This window comes from Geomonas ferrireducens, from assembly GCF_004917065.1.
Classification (GTDB): Bacteria; Desulfobacterota; Desulfuromonadia; order Geobacterales; family Geobacteraceae; genus Geomonas; species Geomonas ferrireducens.
This window is the reverse complement of record NZ_SSYA01000002.1, coordinates 1,584,198-1,599,554: the sequence shown is the minus strand read 5'-3', so window position 1 is coordinate 1,599,554 and position 15,357 is coordinate 1,584,198. Positions and strand designations below refer to the sequence as shown.

Below are 15,357 nucleotides of genomic sequence, written 5' to 3'. Positions count from 1 at the left end.
ACCGCTCCGCACGAGTCGTTGACCGCTCTGGAAGAGTCGTTGATCGCTCTGAACGAGTCGTTGACCGCTCTGGACAAGTCGTTGACCGCTCTGGATGAGTCGTTGACCGAGAGATATGGTTTGAAAGGGGGGGGAGATACCTGGGGGGGCAGAAAAGGTAGCTTTCCTGCTGGGAATAAACTGGGGGATGCGACCCGCATCCCCCTCAACTCACGACCCAAAATGCATAGGTAGAGTGGGTCAGTCTTGGGTGCTGCTTTCTCCCTCTTTAGAGTCGGCATTTTCTGCCATCCGGGCTGCGGGTGCTGCCTTTACCCTGGAGCCACCTCTTCTCTCCTTGGTCATGTCGAAGCCGGAGGCGAGGAGGATCTCCGGATCGCGCACGGCAGCCATTTCCAGAAAAGATACGATCTGATCCAAAAGCGTGACGAGCTGTGCCTGGAGTATGTCCCGTTGCGAGATCACCAGTCTGCTGCCGTACTTGGCTTCGTGGTACACGGCATCATGCTTATCGGATACCGTGAAATACGCTTGGATCAGCCCCAGTTTCTCCCCCCAGAACGTGTCGGGAAATCTGGTTTTGTCCGCCAAGGCGGTCCTTGTCCTCTGGTTGGCCTCGTGAAATCTTGTCGGCGCTTGGTTGCGGTAGTTTCGCTGTATTCGGGGACTCTGACTTGTCACATCGCACCTCCTTTCTTCCGTGGACGAAGATTTGACTGTGGTGGTTTTTGTTAATGTACCGAAATTAACAATACTGTGGGGTGCACGGAAATCAAGCGGGAGAAATTGGTATGTGACGCGGGGGGGGGGGAGGGTGAAGCTGCCGCATGAACAGCGGTTCGGCGAGCCTTGACGACGCGAACTGCGACCGGAGGCGCGCCTCTGGAGAGACGCGCCCTGATCTGATGCTTCCGGAAATTACTGCAGAAAGGTTTCCTCGATGAAGTCGGCGACGGCGCTGGGGTCGTTCAGGTCCAATACCGGCACGTCGAGCGCCAAATCGGCGTCGCTTGCGACCGCCACGAGGGTGGGGTCGTGATTTTCGCCGCGGCAGAGCAGTTCCGTGCTTCTCTCCTGACGGTTCACCTCGATCTTGGGCATGCCGCTCTTCTTGAACCCTTCGGTCAGGACGATGTCCAGGTCCGCAAAGTAGGTCTCGATGAGTTCCTCGATGGGGGGGGACTGGGTGTGTTTCTTCACGATGGCGAGCTTCTCCGGCGACGAGATCAGCATGGTGTCGGCGCCAGCCGCGGTGAGGCGGTAGCTGTCCTTGCCCGGATGGTCGATGTCGAAGCGGTGCGCGTCATGCTTTATGACCCCCACCTTGTAACCCCGTTCTTTCAGGTGGGCGATGACCTTTTCCAGTAGGGTGGTCTTTCCGGTGTTCGATTTTGCCACGAAGGATACTGCCTTTACCGTCATTGGGTCTCTCCTGTCTTTTCTATGTCTTCCGGCGTGTTCAGATTGATGAAGGCGATCCCGGCAGGATCGAGTGCGGCGATCTCTTCAGGTCCCACTTCCCTGACCCTCACCTTGGGATACCAGGCGTAGGCGCAGCAATCGCCGCTTTGCAACAGCTCGTCGATCGGCTGCAGGCAGCGGCGCGAGTAAAGCGCGAAGAGCGGCTCATAGCCGTGTTCGGTTCTGGGGACGACGGCGTCGCACCCTTCCGAGAGCGAGCAGAGATAATGCAGGACCGCGCGGCTCGGGAAGGGTAGGTCGCACGACGCCACGAAAACCCATTCGGTCTGCACAGAGGCAAGCGCCGTGTAGATACCGCCCAGCGAGCTGCCGGGGACGAGGTCGGGAAGGACGCGAACCCCGTACCCTTCAAAGCGCTCCCCCTGGTTTCCTACCAGCACAACCTGCGGAAACGACTCCTGGAAGAGATCTAGAACGCGCTCGAAGAGCGGCCTGCCGCGAAACTCAAGGAGCGCCTTGTCGCGTCCCATGCGACGGCTCTTTCCACCGACGAGGATCGCCCCCGTAATATCCAAAGCCTCGGTTTCCGGCATTGTCCGTCCCCTGCATTCCTTATCGTTCTCGTCGATCGTTACCAAAGCACATCCGTTTATACCATAAGTCCCCTCCGGCTCGATCACAAATTAAATCCCGTCCTGCTACTTGCTAAAAATAAATTTATGCTAATCTTTTGCCTTGTCGCCGGGCGGGGATCCGAAGTGTTCCTCGCCACATCTCACTGGCGCGGGGTGGCCTATGCACAAGTACAACCTGGTCATCGCGGTAATGGCGGGCTGTCTTACCGCCGCATGTTCACCGCAGGTGCGGGGAGAGGGGAAGGGGAGCGGAAGCACGGTGATGAGCCTCACGGTGCAGGCGGATCCTCAGTTGAACCGCTACGAAAAGACCAGCCACGCCCTGATGCTATGCCTCTACCAGCTAAGGGAGCCGGAGGGATTCAGGCTGCTTGTCCAGGCACGGGACGGCTTGCCGAGGCTCCTTGAGTGCGGCCGTTTCGACGCATCGGTGGTCAGTGCGCGCCAGATTGTAGTGCAACCCGGACAGACGGTGTCCCAGAATTGCGACAAGGTGGAGGGAGCCCGTTACCTGGGCCTTGCCACCGGCTATTACCACCAGGGGAAGAAGGCGACGGAGCTTGTGCCCCTGCCGACCGAATCAAGGGGCGGGCGACTCCGCGTCGATTTGGGCGCGCTGGAGATCGCCGGGGCGAGGGTGGAATGACCATGCCACACGGACCTGTCTTCTGGCACCAGGGTATGTTCCTGCAGCCGCAGCATTTCCAGCTCGCCGAACGGAGCGCGGAACTCCGCTTCACTCCCTTCCGTCAATGGACCACGCCGCATCTTTGGGGCGTCTGCCGGGCCGACGTCGAGCTTGCCGCGTCAGGCATGCGTTCGCTTTCCGTTACCGCCGGAGAATTCCTCTTCCCTGACGGAACCTTCCTCAAATTTCCGGGAAACGCCGTGATCGAGCCGCGGCTGCTGCCGGAAACCATGGAGGCGGCCGGCGGTGCGCTGATCGCCTATCTCGGGCTGAGGAAGTGGCAGGAGCAGGGTGAGAACGTGACGGTCGTCGAGCAAGGGGAGCCGCTCGGACGGGTGGCGAGTCGTTTCGTGACGGATGAGGTGGGGATGAGCCGTCCGGACCTATACGGTGCAGGCCCGGCAGCGGAGGTCCGACAGTTGAGCCACCTTGCGAGGATCTTCTGGGAAGACGAGCTCGACCTCCTGGGCGACTACCTGCTCATCCCCTTTGCAAGGCTGGAACTGCGCAACGAAACGGTCGAGCTCTCCCGTGATTTCATTCCTCCTTCGGTGAGCATCGCGTCCTCACAGCCCCTCTTGGCGGTGGTGCGTGAAATACGGGATCTGGTTTCCGCGCGTTGCCGTGCTCTCGAGGCGGGCAAGAAGCAGCGCGGCGTTCAGGACGCCGAGTTCGGCTCCAAGGATCTCGTCTATCTTCTCGCTCTTAGAACGCTGAACCGTCACCTGGCGCAGCTCGATCACCTGTTGGCGGGGGAGTCCCACCCGTGGCTGGTCTACGGGGCGCTGACGCAGCTAGTCGCGGAACTTTCATCGTTTTCCGAAACCGTCTCATGTGGGGGGGAAGAGCGCCTTCTGCCGGATTACCGCCATCTCGACCTGGCACGATGCTTCTCCCAGGCTCACGACCTCATCCTCATGCTCCTGCAGCAGATCACCGCAGGCCCCGATTACTCCCTCTCCATGACCTATGACGGCAACTATTTCAGCTCCGAGCTGGCGCCCTCCCACTTCCAGGGGCGGGGCCGCTTCTTCCTGGTTCTTTCCACGGACGAAGAGGCCGAGTCCGTGCTCGTTTCCCTGGCCGGGGTCGCGAAGTTGAGTGCCCGCGAACGGCTTCCGCTTCTGATCTCCCAGGCGCTGCCCGGCATCCCACTGCACCACCTCCCGACTCCTCCCCAGGAACTGCCGCGGCGCACCCGTTCCATCTACTTCGCCATCGACAGCCGCAGCGACCAATGGGAACAGGTGCAGAAGTGGAACAACCTCGCGCTCTTTTGGGACCAGGCCCCTGCCGACCTCACGGCCGAAATCATGATAGTGAGCAGACCATGAGAGTGATCGACTGCTTCATGCCTCTTATTGCCCGGATCGTCGATTTCCGCGACGCATTGCCTGCGTGCCCCCCGTATGAACAGGTGAAAGGTGAGATCCGACAGCTCCTGGCGCAGTCGGAGACGATGAGCAGGGCAGGCGCCCTCGACCCGGAACAGTACGACGCGGCCCGCTTCATCGTGTGCGCCTGGGTGGACGAGACCCTGCTCGGTTCGCAGTGGTGCGACACGCACCATTGGCAGCATGAGCAGTTGCAGCGTCACTTCTACCAGACCACCGACGCAGGTGTGGAGGCCTTCGAGCGGTTGCAGGCGCTTGGGCAGAAACAGCAGGCGCGCGAGGTCTTCTGCCTTTGCCTCGCCCTCGGTTTCAGGGGGCGCTACCTCGGCCCGGAAGGAGAGCTTCAACTGGAGCAGGTCAGAAGCGCGCAACGGAAGCTTCTCTTCGACGCCCCGCAGGGAGTTCCCGATATCGACGGGATGGAGTTATTCCCCGGCGCCCTCGTGCCCGACTGCCAGCCTCGTGCGGCGGAAAAGGTGACATGGTTCCCGCTGCGACCGCTCCCCGCGATGCTGATCACATCCCCGTTCATCCTGTTTGTCGTTTTGTACCTCGTCTATCGCTACGTGCTAAGCGGGCTGGTCCTTCCGGACCCCTAGCCTGGGAGGTGCATCGTGAAGATGTACACCTTGCTCAACTGCTGCAAGTACGTGCTTTTCATCGCGGCGCTGCTTCCGATGACGGTGATCGTTCTCGTGATGTTCCCGGTCCTCACCTGGCCATGGCGCATCGGCATCCTCATGCCGTTCATCGCACTCTTCCTGTGGGGGATGCTCGAAATGGTGAGGAGGGTGCTGCAAAAGAGATCGGAAGAGACCCCAAAGGAGCGGGCACCCTCCCTGCCGGGCGAACTGACCCCGGCGGATAGGGACCGCCTCTGGGACCTCCAGCAGAGCTGGCGGAGCGCCATTGGCGTACTGAAACGGTCGAACCTCAAACAGGAGGGTGACCCGCTGCACGTTCTCCCCTGGTACCTCGTCCTCGGCGAGAGCGGTTCCGGAAAGACGAGCGCCGTGCGTGGCGCGCACCTCTTCTCTCCTTTCTCGGAAGCCCAGGGAGATGGCACCGCGACGGCGAACTGCACGTGGCATTTCTACGACCAGGGGATCGTCGTCGACACGGCGGGACGCTACGCGGTGCCGCTCGATACCACGGATCGCGATGAGTGGCTGGCATTTCTAGCCCTCTTGAAAAAGTATCGTCATGCCGAGGCGGTGAACGGCGTCATCATGACCGTGGCGGCTGACAAGCTTGCGGCAGGAGCCTCCGAGGACCTGGAGGACCAGGGGCGCGAGCTGCGTTGCCGCCTCGACGAGATGATCCGTCTGCTTGGCATCACCTTCCCCGTCTACCTCCTCATCACCAGATGCGACCTCATCGACGGCATGAGCGAGTTCTGCGGAAAGCTCCCTGAAGCGAGCCTGTTCCAGCCGATGGGTCTTGCGAAGCTCGATCCGGGAGAAGAACCTTCCGCCTTCGTAGACCGGCTTCTCGTAGCGCTGGATGAACGCCTGCGTACGTTGCGCCTGCTGCTTTTGCAGGGCGGCAACGCGTCTGGCTGGAACGGGCGACGGCTCCTGTTCCCGGACCGGCTGCGCGGTCTCCGTTCCGGGCTCGACATCTTCATGCGCGCTGCCTTCGCGAGCAACCACTACCAGGAGACCCCCCGCTTGCGTGGCATCTACTTGTGCAGCGCGCGGCATGGCGCAGACGGTGCCTTACCATCTGCGGCAAGCGATGCGCAGGGTGGGGACTCGGGGGGGAGGCGAGGCCTCTTCCTGCACGACTTTTTCGAAAAGGTGCTCCCGCGGGACCGTGGCCTTTGGGCGCCTAGTGCGCGGAGCGCGAAGTGGCGCCATACCTCGGACAACCTGGTTCTTGCCTGCTGCCTCGTTTTCGGCGTTTCCCTCTGTCTGCTGCTGACCGGCTCCTTCATGAAAAACCTGACCGTACTGCGAAACGCCGCGCCCCTTGCCGTCACCGCGCCACAATTACGGGGCGAACCTGCTGCGGACAGCGCCGTCCTGGAGAGAATGCGCCGCGCCATCGTCGAGGTGGAGCAGGAGAACCGTGGGTGGTGGGTACCCCGCTTCGGTCTCACCCGCAGCCTCGACGCGGAACAAACCCTCAAAAGCCTTTATTGCCGCAGCTTCCGCGATCACATCCTGAACGGCGCCGATGCGGGGCTGGTCGCCGCCGTCGCGAGCCTCTCACCAAATACCCCGGATGAGGTCGTCGGGACCTGCATCATCCACCTATGCCGACGTTGCAACCTTCTGAAGGAGCGTCTGGAGAGCGAGGAGGACGAAACTGCGGATGTTGCGTCGCAGCGCCCGCCCCTGGCATGGCCGCAGCGCTTTGCGCCACCGGATGCCGAGAAGCTCTACCTCGCCTACGTCGCGTGGCGCACCGACCAGGGCGGCATTACCCATGAACGGCAGTGGCTGCAGCAGCTGTTGAAGCAGGCGGCTATCGCGAGGAACAACGACTTCTCCTGGCTCTTGGACTACGTGAACCGGGAGGAGGCGGGGGCGGCGCTTTCGCTCAAGGAGTTCTGGCACGGATCGCGGACGGCGGCAGGGGAGCCGGGCATCATGCCTGTCTTCACCCGTCGCGGGAGTGAAACGCTCCGCCGCCTCCTGGACGAGATCTGCACCGCGTATCCGGATGCCGGGGCGCTCGACGCGATGCGTACCGATTTCCTTCACCGTCACCGCCAGGCTTCCTTCCAGGCCTGGCAGGACTTCGCCGTTTCACTTCCTTTGGGTGAACAGCGCCTGCTCGCCCCGGGCGAGTGGCAGAACACCGCGGCGGTCATGGCGGGGGAGCAGGGACCGTATTTCAGTTTCATGCGCAGGGTGCTGAACGAAATCGAGCCGCTCGGCAACGAGGCGCTGCCGTCATGGGTCACAGAGCTGTACCGATTCCAGGCACTTCGTTCGGCAGGCCCTGCCGGGGTCGCCTCCTTCACCGGGCAGGTGAGCCGGGTGGCCGGCGCCATGGGCCGCTCCGGGGACAAGATCAGTGGCTTCTCCGGCAATAACGAAGGGGTGAACCTCGCGAAGGAGTATCTGAACGCGGTGGCACAGGTCGCACCGGTGGCAAAATCACGGGCGCTCGCCCACAAGATGGCGCTGCAGGCCTTCACCGACGCTTCGGATGCGGGAAAATCACCATTATTTCAGGCAGCGGACGCGGCGCAGAAATTAAACAGGCTGCTGATTCAGGGAGGCGACGACGACACCTTCTACCGGCTTCTTTTCGGCCCGATCACCTTCTACGGCACTTACATAAGGATGGAGACCGCCTGCGTGCTGCAGTCGCAGTGGGAGCAGACGGTGTTGAAGGAAGTGCAGGGGAGCGCGGGCGCACAGACCCTGCAGTACCTGCTCGGAAAGGACGGGCCGGTGTGGAAGTATGTGGGCGATTACGCCAACCCCTTCATCGGCTGGAGCCCGGCGCGCGGCTACTATCCGAAGTCGGCCCTCGGCGGGTCGATCCCGTTTCGGCCCGAGTTCTATTCCTTCCTGGCGAGAGGAGGGAAGGTCAGGCTCGCCTCCATCGCCCCCCCGCCGAAAGCGGTCTACCAGGTCACCATCAAGGGGCTCCCCACCGATGCGAATCCCGAAGCACGCATAAAACCGCAGGGAACCAGGCTGGAGCTTAACTGCGCCACCGGCTCCCAGGTCATTTCCAACATGAATTACCCCGTGAGCAAGCCCTTCATCTGGACCCCGGAAGCCTGCGGCGAGGTTGTTTTCCAGATCGAGGTGGGAGACACCGTTCTCACCAGGAGGTATCCGGGAAGCGATGGTTTCGCAGCGTTTCTTCGGGACTTCCCCGGGGGCAGGCACACCTTCCGTCCACGCGATTTCCCGCACGATAAGGCGGCACTGGAACGGATGGGGATACGGTTCATCCGCGTGAACTACCGTTTATTCGGGGCCGACGGCATCGCATCGCCTAAGGAGGACTCGCTGCCGGCCAGAGTTCCGGCAAGGATCGCGGAATGCTGGGATTAGGGGAGGCACCATGACGCAAGGAATAGTCATCGACGAGCTGCTATTGCCCATATCCGGGACGGACCCGGCAGGAACAGACCTGCGCTACACGACCTGCTACGAGGAGATCATGGAGGCGAGGCGCTGCGAGGATGACATCTCCATGGGGGACTGGCGGCATTCGGTGAAGACGGCGAACTGGGAGAAGGCGGTTTCCCTCACCGTATCGGCGCTCAGCACGCGGAGCAAGGACCTGCAAATTGCCGTCTGGCTTGCCGAGGCCCTCACCGTGCTGCACGGCTTCCGCGGCCTTGAACAGGGGGTGCGGCTGGTTGTGGGGCTCGTGGAGCGCTTCTGGGAAGGAATCTACCCCCAGCCCGAAGGCGGCGACCTGGAGTACCGTGCAGCCCCGTTTCAGTTCCTGAACGAAAAGGTCGCGCTGCACGTAAGGCACATACCTCTCACCGACCCCGAGGTCACGCACGGATACTCATGGCTCAAGTGGCAGCAGTCCCGCCAGGTCGGCAGCGAGGCGGAGACGAAGAACCGTTACGGCGAGATCGACGAGGAGAAAAAGAACAGGCGGGAGGCGCTCCTCGCCGAGGATGCTGTGAGTGCCGAGGCGTTCGACGCCGCCGCCGAGCAGTCGAAGGGGCGCTTTGCCAGGGAGACCCGCGCACAGCTCTCCGGCTGCCGCGAGAGCCTCGAGCAACTCGTGCTCCTTCTTGAAGAGAAGTTCGGCGGCGCTGCGCCCAGCCTGTCCGATCTGATCGGGGTGATCGACGCCTGCAGCGCACTCCTCGACCGGGTTTACGGTGGAGCTCCCGCCGCTCATGCGGACCCGGTCGCCCCGGTGCTCGAGTCGGCAGTGCACCGTGAACAGAACCCCGCCGGAGGCACCGCCCATGCGCCGGTAGCCGCCGTATCCGAGGTTGTAACTGCCGCGCCCGCCGCCGATGCGCTCTGGGAAGAGGCTCTAGTCATGCTGGCGGCGGGACGCTTTCAGGAAGCGCTCGCCATGCTCTTGTACGCGGGCAACGCAGCCGGTTCGGTACGCGACAGAAACCGCGTGCGGCTCATGATTGGGCGGCTTTGCCTGGAAGCCGGACGCCCGGACCTCGCGCGGCCGATCGTCGAGGAGTTGCACGGCATCATCGAAGAGCTGCACCTGGAGCGCTGGGAGTCGCCGCTTTGGATCGCCGAGGTGCTGGAAACCTACTACCGCTGTCTCCTGGCCGGAGGACCGCGGGAGAGCGATCTGGACCTCGCACAACTGCTTTTGCGACGTATCTGCTCGTTCGACGTGACGAAGGCAATGCAGTACCGCATCTGATCGAAAAGGAAAAGGGAGGAACCATGGTCACTTCGGAAAGTCTGCAGCACAAGCTGGAGCGTGTGAGGGCACCGCGGGTCCGCATCACCTACGACGTAGAGCTGGGAGACGGGGTCGAGGTGAAGGAAATCCCGTTCGTGGTGGGAGTTCTCGCCGACCTGTCGGGAGCGCCGCTCGCGCCCCTTCCGAGGCTGAAGGAGAGGAGGTTCGTGGAACTCGACAGGGACAATTTCAACCACGTGATGGAAGGGATGAAGCCGAGGCTCGCCTTCCGGGTCGCCAACACGCTCTGCGGCGACGGTTCTGAGTTCGGCGTCCAGCTTCGCTTTGGAGCCCTCGAAGACTTCCGTCCGGAACGCGTGGCGCAGCAGGTCGAGCCGCTGCGGAAGCTGGTTGAGGCAAGGCGCAGGCTCGCGGACCTGTTGAACCGGCTGGACGGCAACGACCGCCTGGAGGAACTGCTGCGGGAGCTGCTGGAGAGCGGCGATGCCCTGAAGGCGATCTGTCACCGCCCCGGTGAGGGCGAACTCGGGAACGGGGAGGGTGCCTGACAAAGGAGGATGGCATGGAAGAACAAGAGAGAGAAGTGGTGCAGTGCGCCGTGCCGCGGCCAGGCGGCCCGTTGTTCGACCTGATCGTGAGCGAAGGGCGTCTTGCGCGTTGCGAAGAGCAGAAGGAATACGCGCACGAGATGCTGACCGAGCTGGTGCGGCAGGTGGTCGATGGAGAGATCACGGTCACCGGGGACACCTCCCGGATGATTCACGCGAGGATCGCCCAGATCGACCAATTGATCAGCGACCAGGTGAACGAGATCATGCACCATCAGGAATTCCAGAAGCTGGAGGCTTCGTGGCGCGGGCTCTGGTCCCTCGTGAGTCGGAGCGAGACGGGGAGCAACCTTAAGGTTCGCGTCCTGAACGTTTCCAAGCGGTAACTCGCCGGCGACATGGAGAAGGCAGCGGAGTTCGACCAGTCGACCCTTTTCAAAAAGGTGTACGAGGAGGAATTCGGCAGCTTCGGCGGCTCATCCTACGGCTGCCTCGTGGGAGACTACGAGTTCGGCAACACGCCCCAGGATCTGACCCTTCTGACGCGCATGTCCGAGGTGGCGGCAGCGGCACACGCACCGCTTCTCACTTCCGCCTCTTCCACCATGTTCGGGCTGGACAGCTTTACGGATATGGACGCCCCGCGCGATCTGGCGAAGATCTTCCAGGGGGCCGAGTACACCAGGTGGCGCTCCTTCCGGATGTCCGAGGACGCGAAGTACGTGGCGCTTTGTCTGCCGCACGTGCTGATGCGGCTTCCCTACACGCCGGAAAGCGACGCGGCGGAATCGTTCCAGTTCGAGGAGGAGACGGCCGATCACGGCAGCTATCTCTGGGGTAACGCTGCCTACTGCCTCGCCGGGCGCGTCACCGACGCCTTTTCCCGCTACGGCTGGACCGCCGCCATACGCGGTGTCGAGGGGGGCGGGGCGGTTGCCGACCTTCCCATCCACACCTTCGACACCGGCGAGGGTGAGCTGGCCGCGAAGTGTCCGACCGAGACCTCCATCACGGACCGGCGCGAAAAGGAGCTTGCCGATCTGGGGTTCGTTCCGCTCGTGCACTGCAAGGGAACCGACACGGCCGCCTTCTTCAGCGTGCAGAGCGCGCACAAACCGAAACTCTACGACACCGACCTCGCCAATGCTAACGCCAGACTCTCCGGACAGTTGCCGTACATCCTCGCGGTGTCGCGCTTTGCCCACTACCTGAAGGCGATGATGCGCGACAAGGTGGGGAGCTTCGAGACCAGGAAGAACGTCGAGGATTACCTGAACCGTTGGATTTCCCGGTACGTGCTTCTCGACGACGATGCCGGGCAGGAGATGAAGGCGCGCTTTCCGCTTCGGGAGGCACGTGTGGAGGTGTACGACCAGCCGGGGCGGCCGGGATGCTACCGCGCCGTCGCCTTCCTGAAACCCCATTACCAGCTCGACGAGCTCACCATCTCGCTGAGGCTCGTCGCCAACCTCCCTTCGCCCCAAAACGGCTGAAGGGTGAACGCGCAAAGGAGGACGCAAAATGGCCTTTGATGCCTTCCTGAAGATAGAAGGGATCCCTGGGGAGAGCAGCGACGACAAGCACAGGGACTGGATCGAGGTGCTCTCGTACAACTTCTCCGTCACCCAGCCCACTTCCGGCACCGCAAGCAGCGCAGGAGGCGCGTCGGCGGAGCGGGCGAGCTTTTCCGATTTCAGCGTGGTGAAGGTACTGGACAAGTCGAGCCCCAAGCTCTTCGAGGCCTGCGCCAACGGGAAACACATTCCGAGCGTGACCCTGGAGATCTGTCGCGCCGGCGGGGATAAGCTGAAATACATGGAGTACAAGCTCTCCAACGTCATTATCAGCCTGGACCGCCCCGGCGGCAGCGCCCACGCGGGTGAGGCCATCCCGGTTGAGGAGATCGCCTTCAACTTCGGCAAGATCGAAATCGCCTACACCCAGCAGATGCGCGCCGATGGCTCCGGCGGCGGACAGGTTGCGGCGGGGTGGAACCTCGAGACGAACAAGAAGGTGTAGCGGGACAGGCATCCAGATCGGGAGGGACAATGCGATACCAGCCGGAACCGGCAAAGTCGTTACTGGACAGGCTCATGGACCAACAGCCGGAAAGCCCGGATGAGCCTGTCCAGTGTTCACGCACCGGCATCAATGCGCAGGTCTCGTCGGTACTGCGCGACCTGGAGAACCTCTTCAACACCAGGTCATGCACGGGCCTCACCTCGAACCTCGGACTCGCTCCGCACGTCATCAACTCAATCCTCACCTACGGCAGCCGCGATTTCAGTCTGGAGAACCCGCGTTCGCAGGCGGTGCGACAGGCGATACGCCTCGAGATCATCAGGCTCCTGTCTTCCTTCGAGCCACGGCTTAAAGACGTGACGGTCCGCTTTGCTCCGACGCCGGAGGAACGCACCCTGAGTTTCCGAATCGAGGCCGTGCTGCACATCGAAACGGTGGCGGTTGCGACGGCTTTCGACACCCACTTCGATATCAACAGCGGCTCCTACACCATTCTCTCGTGACCTGCCATGCCCGATGACATCCTCGACTACTTCGAAAGAGAACTGAGCTTCCTACGCGATATGGGGAGCGACTTCGCCAGGAAATATCCCAAAATCGCTGGTAGGCTCCTGCTCGAGCCGGGCAAGTGCGAGGACCCGCACACAGAACGCCTGATCGAGGCGTGCGCCTTTTTGTGCGCCCGCATTCAGCGCAAGATCGATGACGGCCTGCCGGAGATCACCCAGTCGCTGTTGGAAGTTCTCTACCCGCAACTGACCGCTCCGATCCCGTCGCTGTCCGTTGTGCGCTTCGCACCGCTCTTCAGGAACGTCCCCGAGGCGGGTTATCATGTCGCAAGGGGGACGGAGCTCTTTTCCAGGCCGGTTAACGGGACTTCCTGCCGGTTCAGGACGGTTTATCCCGTTACCCTCTGGCCCATAGAGGTGATCGACGCGCACCTAGAGGTACCGGGAAAATTGATCAAGGGTGCGCAGCGGATGGTGAGGATCAGGTTGTTCTTTCACAACGGCCTCGACTTTTCCCGCTTCCATGGCGATACCCTGCGCTTTTATCTGAACGGACAGCCACAGGTCGTCTTCCCGCTGTACCAGTTGCTCATGAACCACGTCTGCGCCGTTGAATGTGCATCTGCAGACACCTCGTCCGCCGCCTCGCTGCAACTTGCGCCCGGCTGCCTGCTTCCGGTGGGCTTTGCCGCGGACGAGGGGCTTTTCCCGTACCCTGAGCGCTCCTTTCCGGGCTACCGGCTGCTCCTTGAATACTTCGCATTTCCTCAGAAGTTCCTCTTCTTCGAAATCACCGGACTGTCCGTACTGAGAAATAGCGCGTTCGGCCGCGTCCTGGATCTGCTGTGCTACCTCGATACCGCTGTGCCGGAACCTCTTACCGTTGGACCGGAGACTTTCTGCCTCTACGCGACCCCTGTCGTGAACGCGTTCCAAAGGGTAGCCGAGCCGATCAGGCTGGATCACCGGAAGAGTGATTACCGCGTGGTCCCGGACCTGAGACGGGAGGGGGCGATGGAGGTGCTCACCGTGGACGAGGTGACTTCCACCGCGTCCACCGCACCCGGTCAGGTGAAGCGCTACCGCCCGGTCTTTCCGGACTGCAACGGGGAAGATGGTGAAGCTGGTGAAGGTGCGGGTCTGTGGCAGTTGCAGCGACGGCCAGCCTCGCGCCCGCACGATGGCGGCACCGAGATCTTCCTTTCCTTTTGCGACCTTGCTGGCGATGGGACCGCGCCGAGTGACGAAACGGTATTGGTCCGCGCCACCTGCTCCAACCGCGATCTTCCAGCGAAACTCTCCATCGGCGCTCCCGCCTGTGCATTCGAAACCGAGTCTGCCGCGCCTTTAACGGCGATCACTTGCCTCGTCAAGCCGACCATGCCTTTGCGCCCCACACTCGATGGTGCCCGGCAGCGGCGTCTGATCTCCCACCTCTCTTTGAACTACCTTTCACTCGTTGACGGTGGAGCGGGTGCACTGAGGGAGCTACTGTCGCTGTACGATTTTGCCGCGTCGCCAGCCACCAGGCAGCAGATCAACGGCATCGTCTCGGTGAACTCGCGCCCCGTCACCAGAAGGGTGGCAGGTGGCTTCTGCCGTGGGACCGAAGTGACCGTCGTTCTTGACCAGGAGCAGTACGTCGGCAGCGGCGTTTACCTCTTCTCCTCGATTCTGGAGAGATTCCTCGGGCAGTACGTTTCGGTGAATTCGTTCGTACAGATGGTTGCCAGGGATGCAAGCAACGACACCGTCATCAAGGTTTGGCCTCCCCGAAGCGGCGACAGGGTGCTGCTGTGAAAAGGAACGCGCTGAAGGGCGCACGATTTTTTCAGGTCGTCCAACTGCTGGAGCGGATGCATCCGAGCGACGTGGGAGTCGGTGAGGCAATCTCGCCTGACACGGAGCGAATCCGCTTCAAGGCCCGGAAAGGCTTTGCCTTCCCCGCAGGCGACGTTGCCGGTGTGAGCTGCGGAGCCGACGGCGTCGTCCAGGTCGAGGTTGCCCACATGGGCCTCGTCGGTCCATCAGGCATGCTGCCGCATTGGTATCACGAACTGGTCCTCGCGCGGGAGACGGCGAAGGATCACTCCATGGGCGACTTCTACGACCTCTTTCATCACCGTCTTGTCTCCCTCTTTTACCGCGCCTGGAAACGAAACGCGCTGTTGCCGCAGAAAAAGCGTGACCACAGCGATGTCTTCTCCAGTCATCTCTTCAGCTTTCTTGGCCTAGGTACGGGCGGACTGCGGGAACACCTCGCCGCATTGGAGGCGGCACTGCTGCACTTCTGCGGTGAAGCGAGCCGGCAGGGAACGTCGGCCGGAACAATCGCACGCATGGTCACAGTTGTTTTCGGTGTGAAGGCGGATGTGGAACCATTCGTGCCGCGCGTCGCTGCACTGGAACCGTCGGATCAGGCAACGCTGGGACAGGCGAACTGCAGGCTCGGTGTGGATGCCGTCTGCGGCTCTGAAACCCGCGATGTCCAATCGACCTTCCGGGTTTGCCTGGGACCCATGCGATATGAGGAGTTCGTCGACCTGTCGGGAGTGCGGAAACTGAGGCATCTGGTCTCACTGGTGCGTTTCCTTTCGGGGCTCGAATACGAAATCGAGATTCGACTCGTGCTGAAGAAAGATGAAGTCCCTGTGTGCAGGCTTGGTTGCACATCCCCAGACGCACCAAGGCTCGGCCATTCCATCTGGATGAAGGACCCTGCATTCACACTCGATGAGGACCCGTTCGTGACGATCCATCCAGACGAAATCGCCAAGCAGGCAGCGTCCGAAGTGGGGTAGC

The 15,357-nt window shown here is 62.0% G+C and carries 13 protein-coding genes and 1 pseudogene; 11 read left to right on the top strand and 3 right to left on the bottom strand.

Going from position 1 to position 15,357, the window contains the following annotated elements; translation table 11 throughout:
• Nucleotides 1-240: 240 nt before the first annotated feature.
• The 3 genes from E8L22_RS15860 to mobA all read right to left on the bottom strand — a co-directional run bounded on the left by E8L22_RS15860 (nucleotide 241) and on the right by mobA (nucleotide 2,015).
• Nucleotides 241-591 carry a hypothetical protein gene (locus E8L22_RS15860; RefSeq protein WP_246044671.1) on the bottom strand — a complete coding sequence of 117 codons (351 nt, stop codon included), beginning with the start codon at nucleotides 589-591 and terminating at the stop codon, nucleotides 241-243.
• A 327-nt stretch (nucleotides 592-918) separates the two neighbouring features.
• The gene (gene mobB / locus E8L22_RS15855; RefSeq protein ID WP_135870897.1) at nucleotides 919-1,422 is read right to left on the bottom strand and encodes a molybdopterin-guanine dinucleotide biosynthesis protein B; all 504 of its coding nucleotides are present in this window, start codon (nucleotides 1,420-1,422) and stop codon (nucleotides 919-921) included.
• On the bottom strand, nucleotides 1,419-2,015 hold the full coding sequence (mobA, locus tag E8L22_RS15850) for a molybdenum cofactor guanylyltransferase (RefSeq protein ID WP_136526063.1): 597 nt from the start codon (nucleotides 2,013-2,015) through the stop codon (nucleotides 1,419-1,421). The genes mobB and mobA overlap by 4 nt, the downstream gene beginning before the upstream one ends.
• A gap of 202 nt (nucleotides 2,016-2,217) precedes the next feature.
• On the opposite strand from mobA, the gene tssJ reads away from it, so the two are divergent.
• From tssJ to tssG, 11 genes and pseudogenes are all read left to right on the top strand, one after another.
• The gene (gene tssJ, locus E8L22_RS15845) at nucleotides 2,218-2,703 is read left to right on the top strand and encodes a type VI secretion system lipoprotein TssJ (RefSeq protein ID WP_136526062.1); all 486 of its coding nucleotides are present in this window, start codon (nucleotides 2,218-2,220) and stop codon (nucleotides 2,701-2,703) included.
• 2 nt (nucleotides 2,704-2,705) lie between these two features.
• Nucleotides 2,706-4,079 carry a type VI secretion system baseplate subunit TssK gene (gene tssK, locus E8L22_RS15840; RefSeq protein WP_246044670.1) on the top strand — a complete coding sequence of 458 codons (1,374 nt, stop codon included), beginning with the start codon at nucleotides 2,706-2,708 and terminating at the stop codon, nucleotides 4,077-4,079.
• Nucleotides 4,076-4,738 (top strand): DotU family type IV/VI secretion system protein, encoded by a 663-nt coding sequence (locus tag E8L22_RS15835; protein WP_136526060.1) that lies wholly within the window; start codon nucleotides 4,076-4,078, stop codon nucleotides 4,736-4,738. Before tssK ends, E8L22_RS15835 begins: the two co-directional genes overlap by 4 nt.
• Before the next feature lie 21 nt (nucleotides 4,739-4,759).
• The gene (locus E8L22_RS15830) at nucleotides 4,760-8,161 is read left to right on the top strand and encodes a type VI secretion protein IcmF/TssM N-terminal domain-containing protein (RefSeq protein WP_136526129.1); all 3,402 of its coding nucleotides are present in this window, start codon (nucleotides 4,760-4,762) and stop codon (nucleotides 8,159-8,161) included.
• Between the two features lie 10 nt (nucleotides 8,162-8,171).
• A complete protein-coding gene (gene tssA / locus E8L22_RS15825) occupies nucleotides 8,172-9,473 on the top strand; it encodes a type VI secretion system protein TssA (RefSeq protein WP_136526059.1) in 1,302 nt (433 codons plus the stop codon).
• Nucleotides 9,474-9,496: 23 nt separating this feature from the next.
• The gene (gene tssB, locus E8L22_RS15820) at nucleotides 9,497-10,024 is read left to right on the top strand and encodes a type VI secretion system contractile sheath small subunit (protein ID WP_136526058.1); all 528 of its coding nucleotides are present in this window, start codon (nucleotides 9,497-9,499) and stop codon (nucleotides 10,022-10,024) included.
• A gap of 14 nt (nucleotides 10,025-10,038) precedes the next feature.
• A pseudogene (tssC, locus tag E8L22_RS15815) lies at nucleotides 10,039-11,517 on the top strand (type VI secretion system contractile sheath large subunit).
• A gap of 28 nt (nucleotides 11,518-11,545) precedes the next feature.
• The gene (locus E8L22_RS15810; RefSeq protein ID WP_135870913.1) at nucleotides 11,546-12,043 is read left to right on the top strand and encodes an Hcp family type VI secretion system effector; all 498 of its coding nucleotides are present in this window, start codon (nucleotides 11,546-11,548) and stop codon (nucleotides 12,041-12,043) included.
• Nucleotides 12,044-12,072: 29 nt separating this feature from the next.
• Nucleotides 12,073-12,549, top strand: a complete 477-nt coding sequence (gene tssE, locus E8L22_RS15805) for a type VI secretion system baseplate subunit TssE (RefSeq protein ID WP_136526057.1) — start codon at nucleotides 12,073-12,075, stop codon at nucleotides 12,547-12,549.
• Nucleotides 12,550-12,555: 6 nt separating this feature from the next.
• The gene (gene tssF / locus E8L22_RS15800) at nucleotides 12,556-14,355 is read left to right on the top strand and encodes a type VI secretion system baseplate subunit TssF (protein ID WP_136526056.1); all 1,800 of its coding nucleotides are present in this window, start codon (nucleotides 12,556-12,558) and stop codon (nucleotides 14,353-14,355) included.
• Nucleotides 14,352-15,356: a type VI secretion system baseplate subunit TssG gene (tssG, locus tag E8L22_RS15795; protein ID WP_246044669.1), complete on the top strand. Its 1,005-nt coding sequence runs from the start codon at nucleotides 14,352-14,354 to the stop codon at nucleotides 15,354-15,356. Before tssF ends, tssG begins: the two co-directional genes overlap by 4 nt.
• Nucleotide 15,357: the final 1 nt, after the last annotated feature.

Coding starts and splice junctions, on each gene's coding strand:
- mobA (WP_136526063.1), bottom strand. CDS start 2,015: ATGCCGGAAACCGAGGCTTTGGATATTACGGGGGCGATCCTCGTCGGT.
- E8L22_RS15835 (WP_136526060.1), top strand. CDS start 4,076: ATGAGAGTGATCGACTGCTTCATGCCTCTTATTGCCCGGATCGTCGAT.
- E8L22_RS15830 (WP_136526129.1), top strand. CDS start 4,760: ATGTACACCTTGCTCAACTGCTGCAAGTACGTGCTTTTCATCGCGGCG.
- tssK (WP_246044670.1), top strand. CDS start 2,706: ATGCCACACGGACCTGTCTTCTGGCACCAGGGTATGTTCCTGCAGCCG.
- mobB (WP_135870897.1), bottom strand. CDS start 1,422: ATGACGGTAAAGGCAGTATCCTTCGTGGCAAAATCGAACACCGGAAAG.
- tssA (WP_136526059.1), top strand. CDS start 8,172: ATGACGCAAGGAATAGTCATCGACGAGCTGCTATTGCCCATATCCGGG.
- tssE (WP_136526057.1), top strand. CDS start 12,073: ATGCGATACCAGCCGGAACCGGCAAAGTCGTTACTGGACAGGCTCATG.
- tssB (WP_136526058.1), top strand. CDS start 9,497: ATGGTCACTTCGGAAAGTCTGCAGCACAAGCTGGAGCGTGTGAGGGCA.
- tssF (WP_136526056.1), top strand. CDS start 12,556: ATGCCCGATGACATCCTCGACTACTTCGAAAGAGAACTGAGCTTCCTA.
- E8L22_RS15810 (WP_135870913.1), top strand. CDS start 11,546: ATGGCCTTTGATGCCTTCCTGAAGATAGAAGGGATCCCTGGGGAGAGC.
- tssJ (WP_136526062.1), top strand. CDS start 2,218: ATGCACAAGTACAACCTGGTCATCGCGGTAATGGCGGGCTGTCTTACC.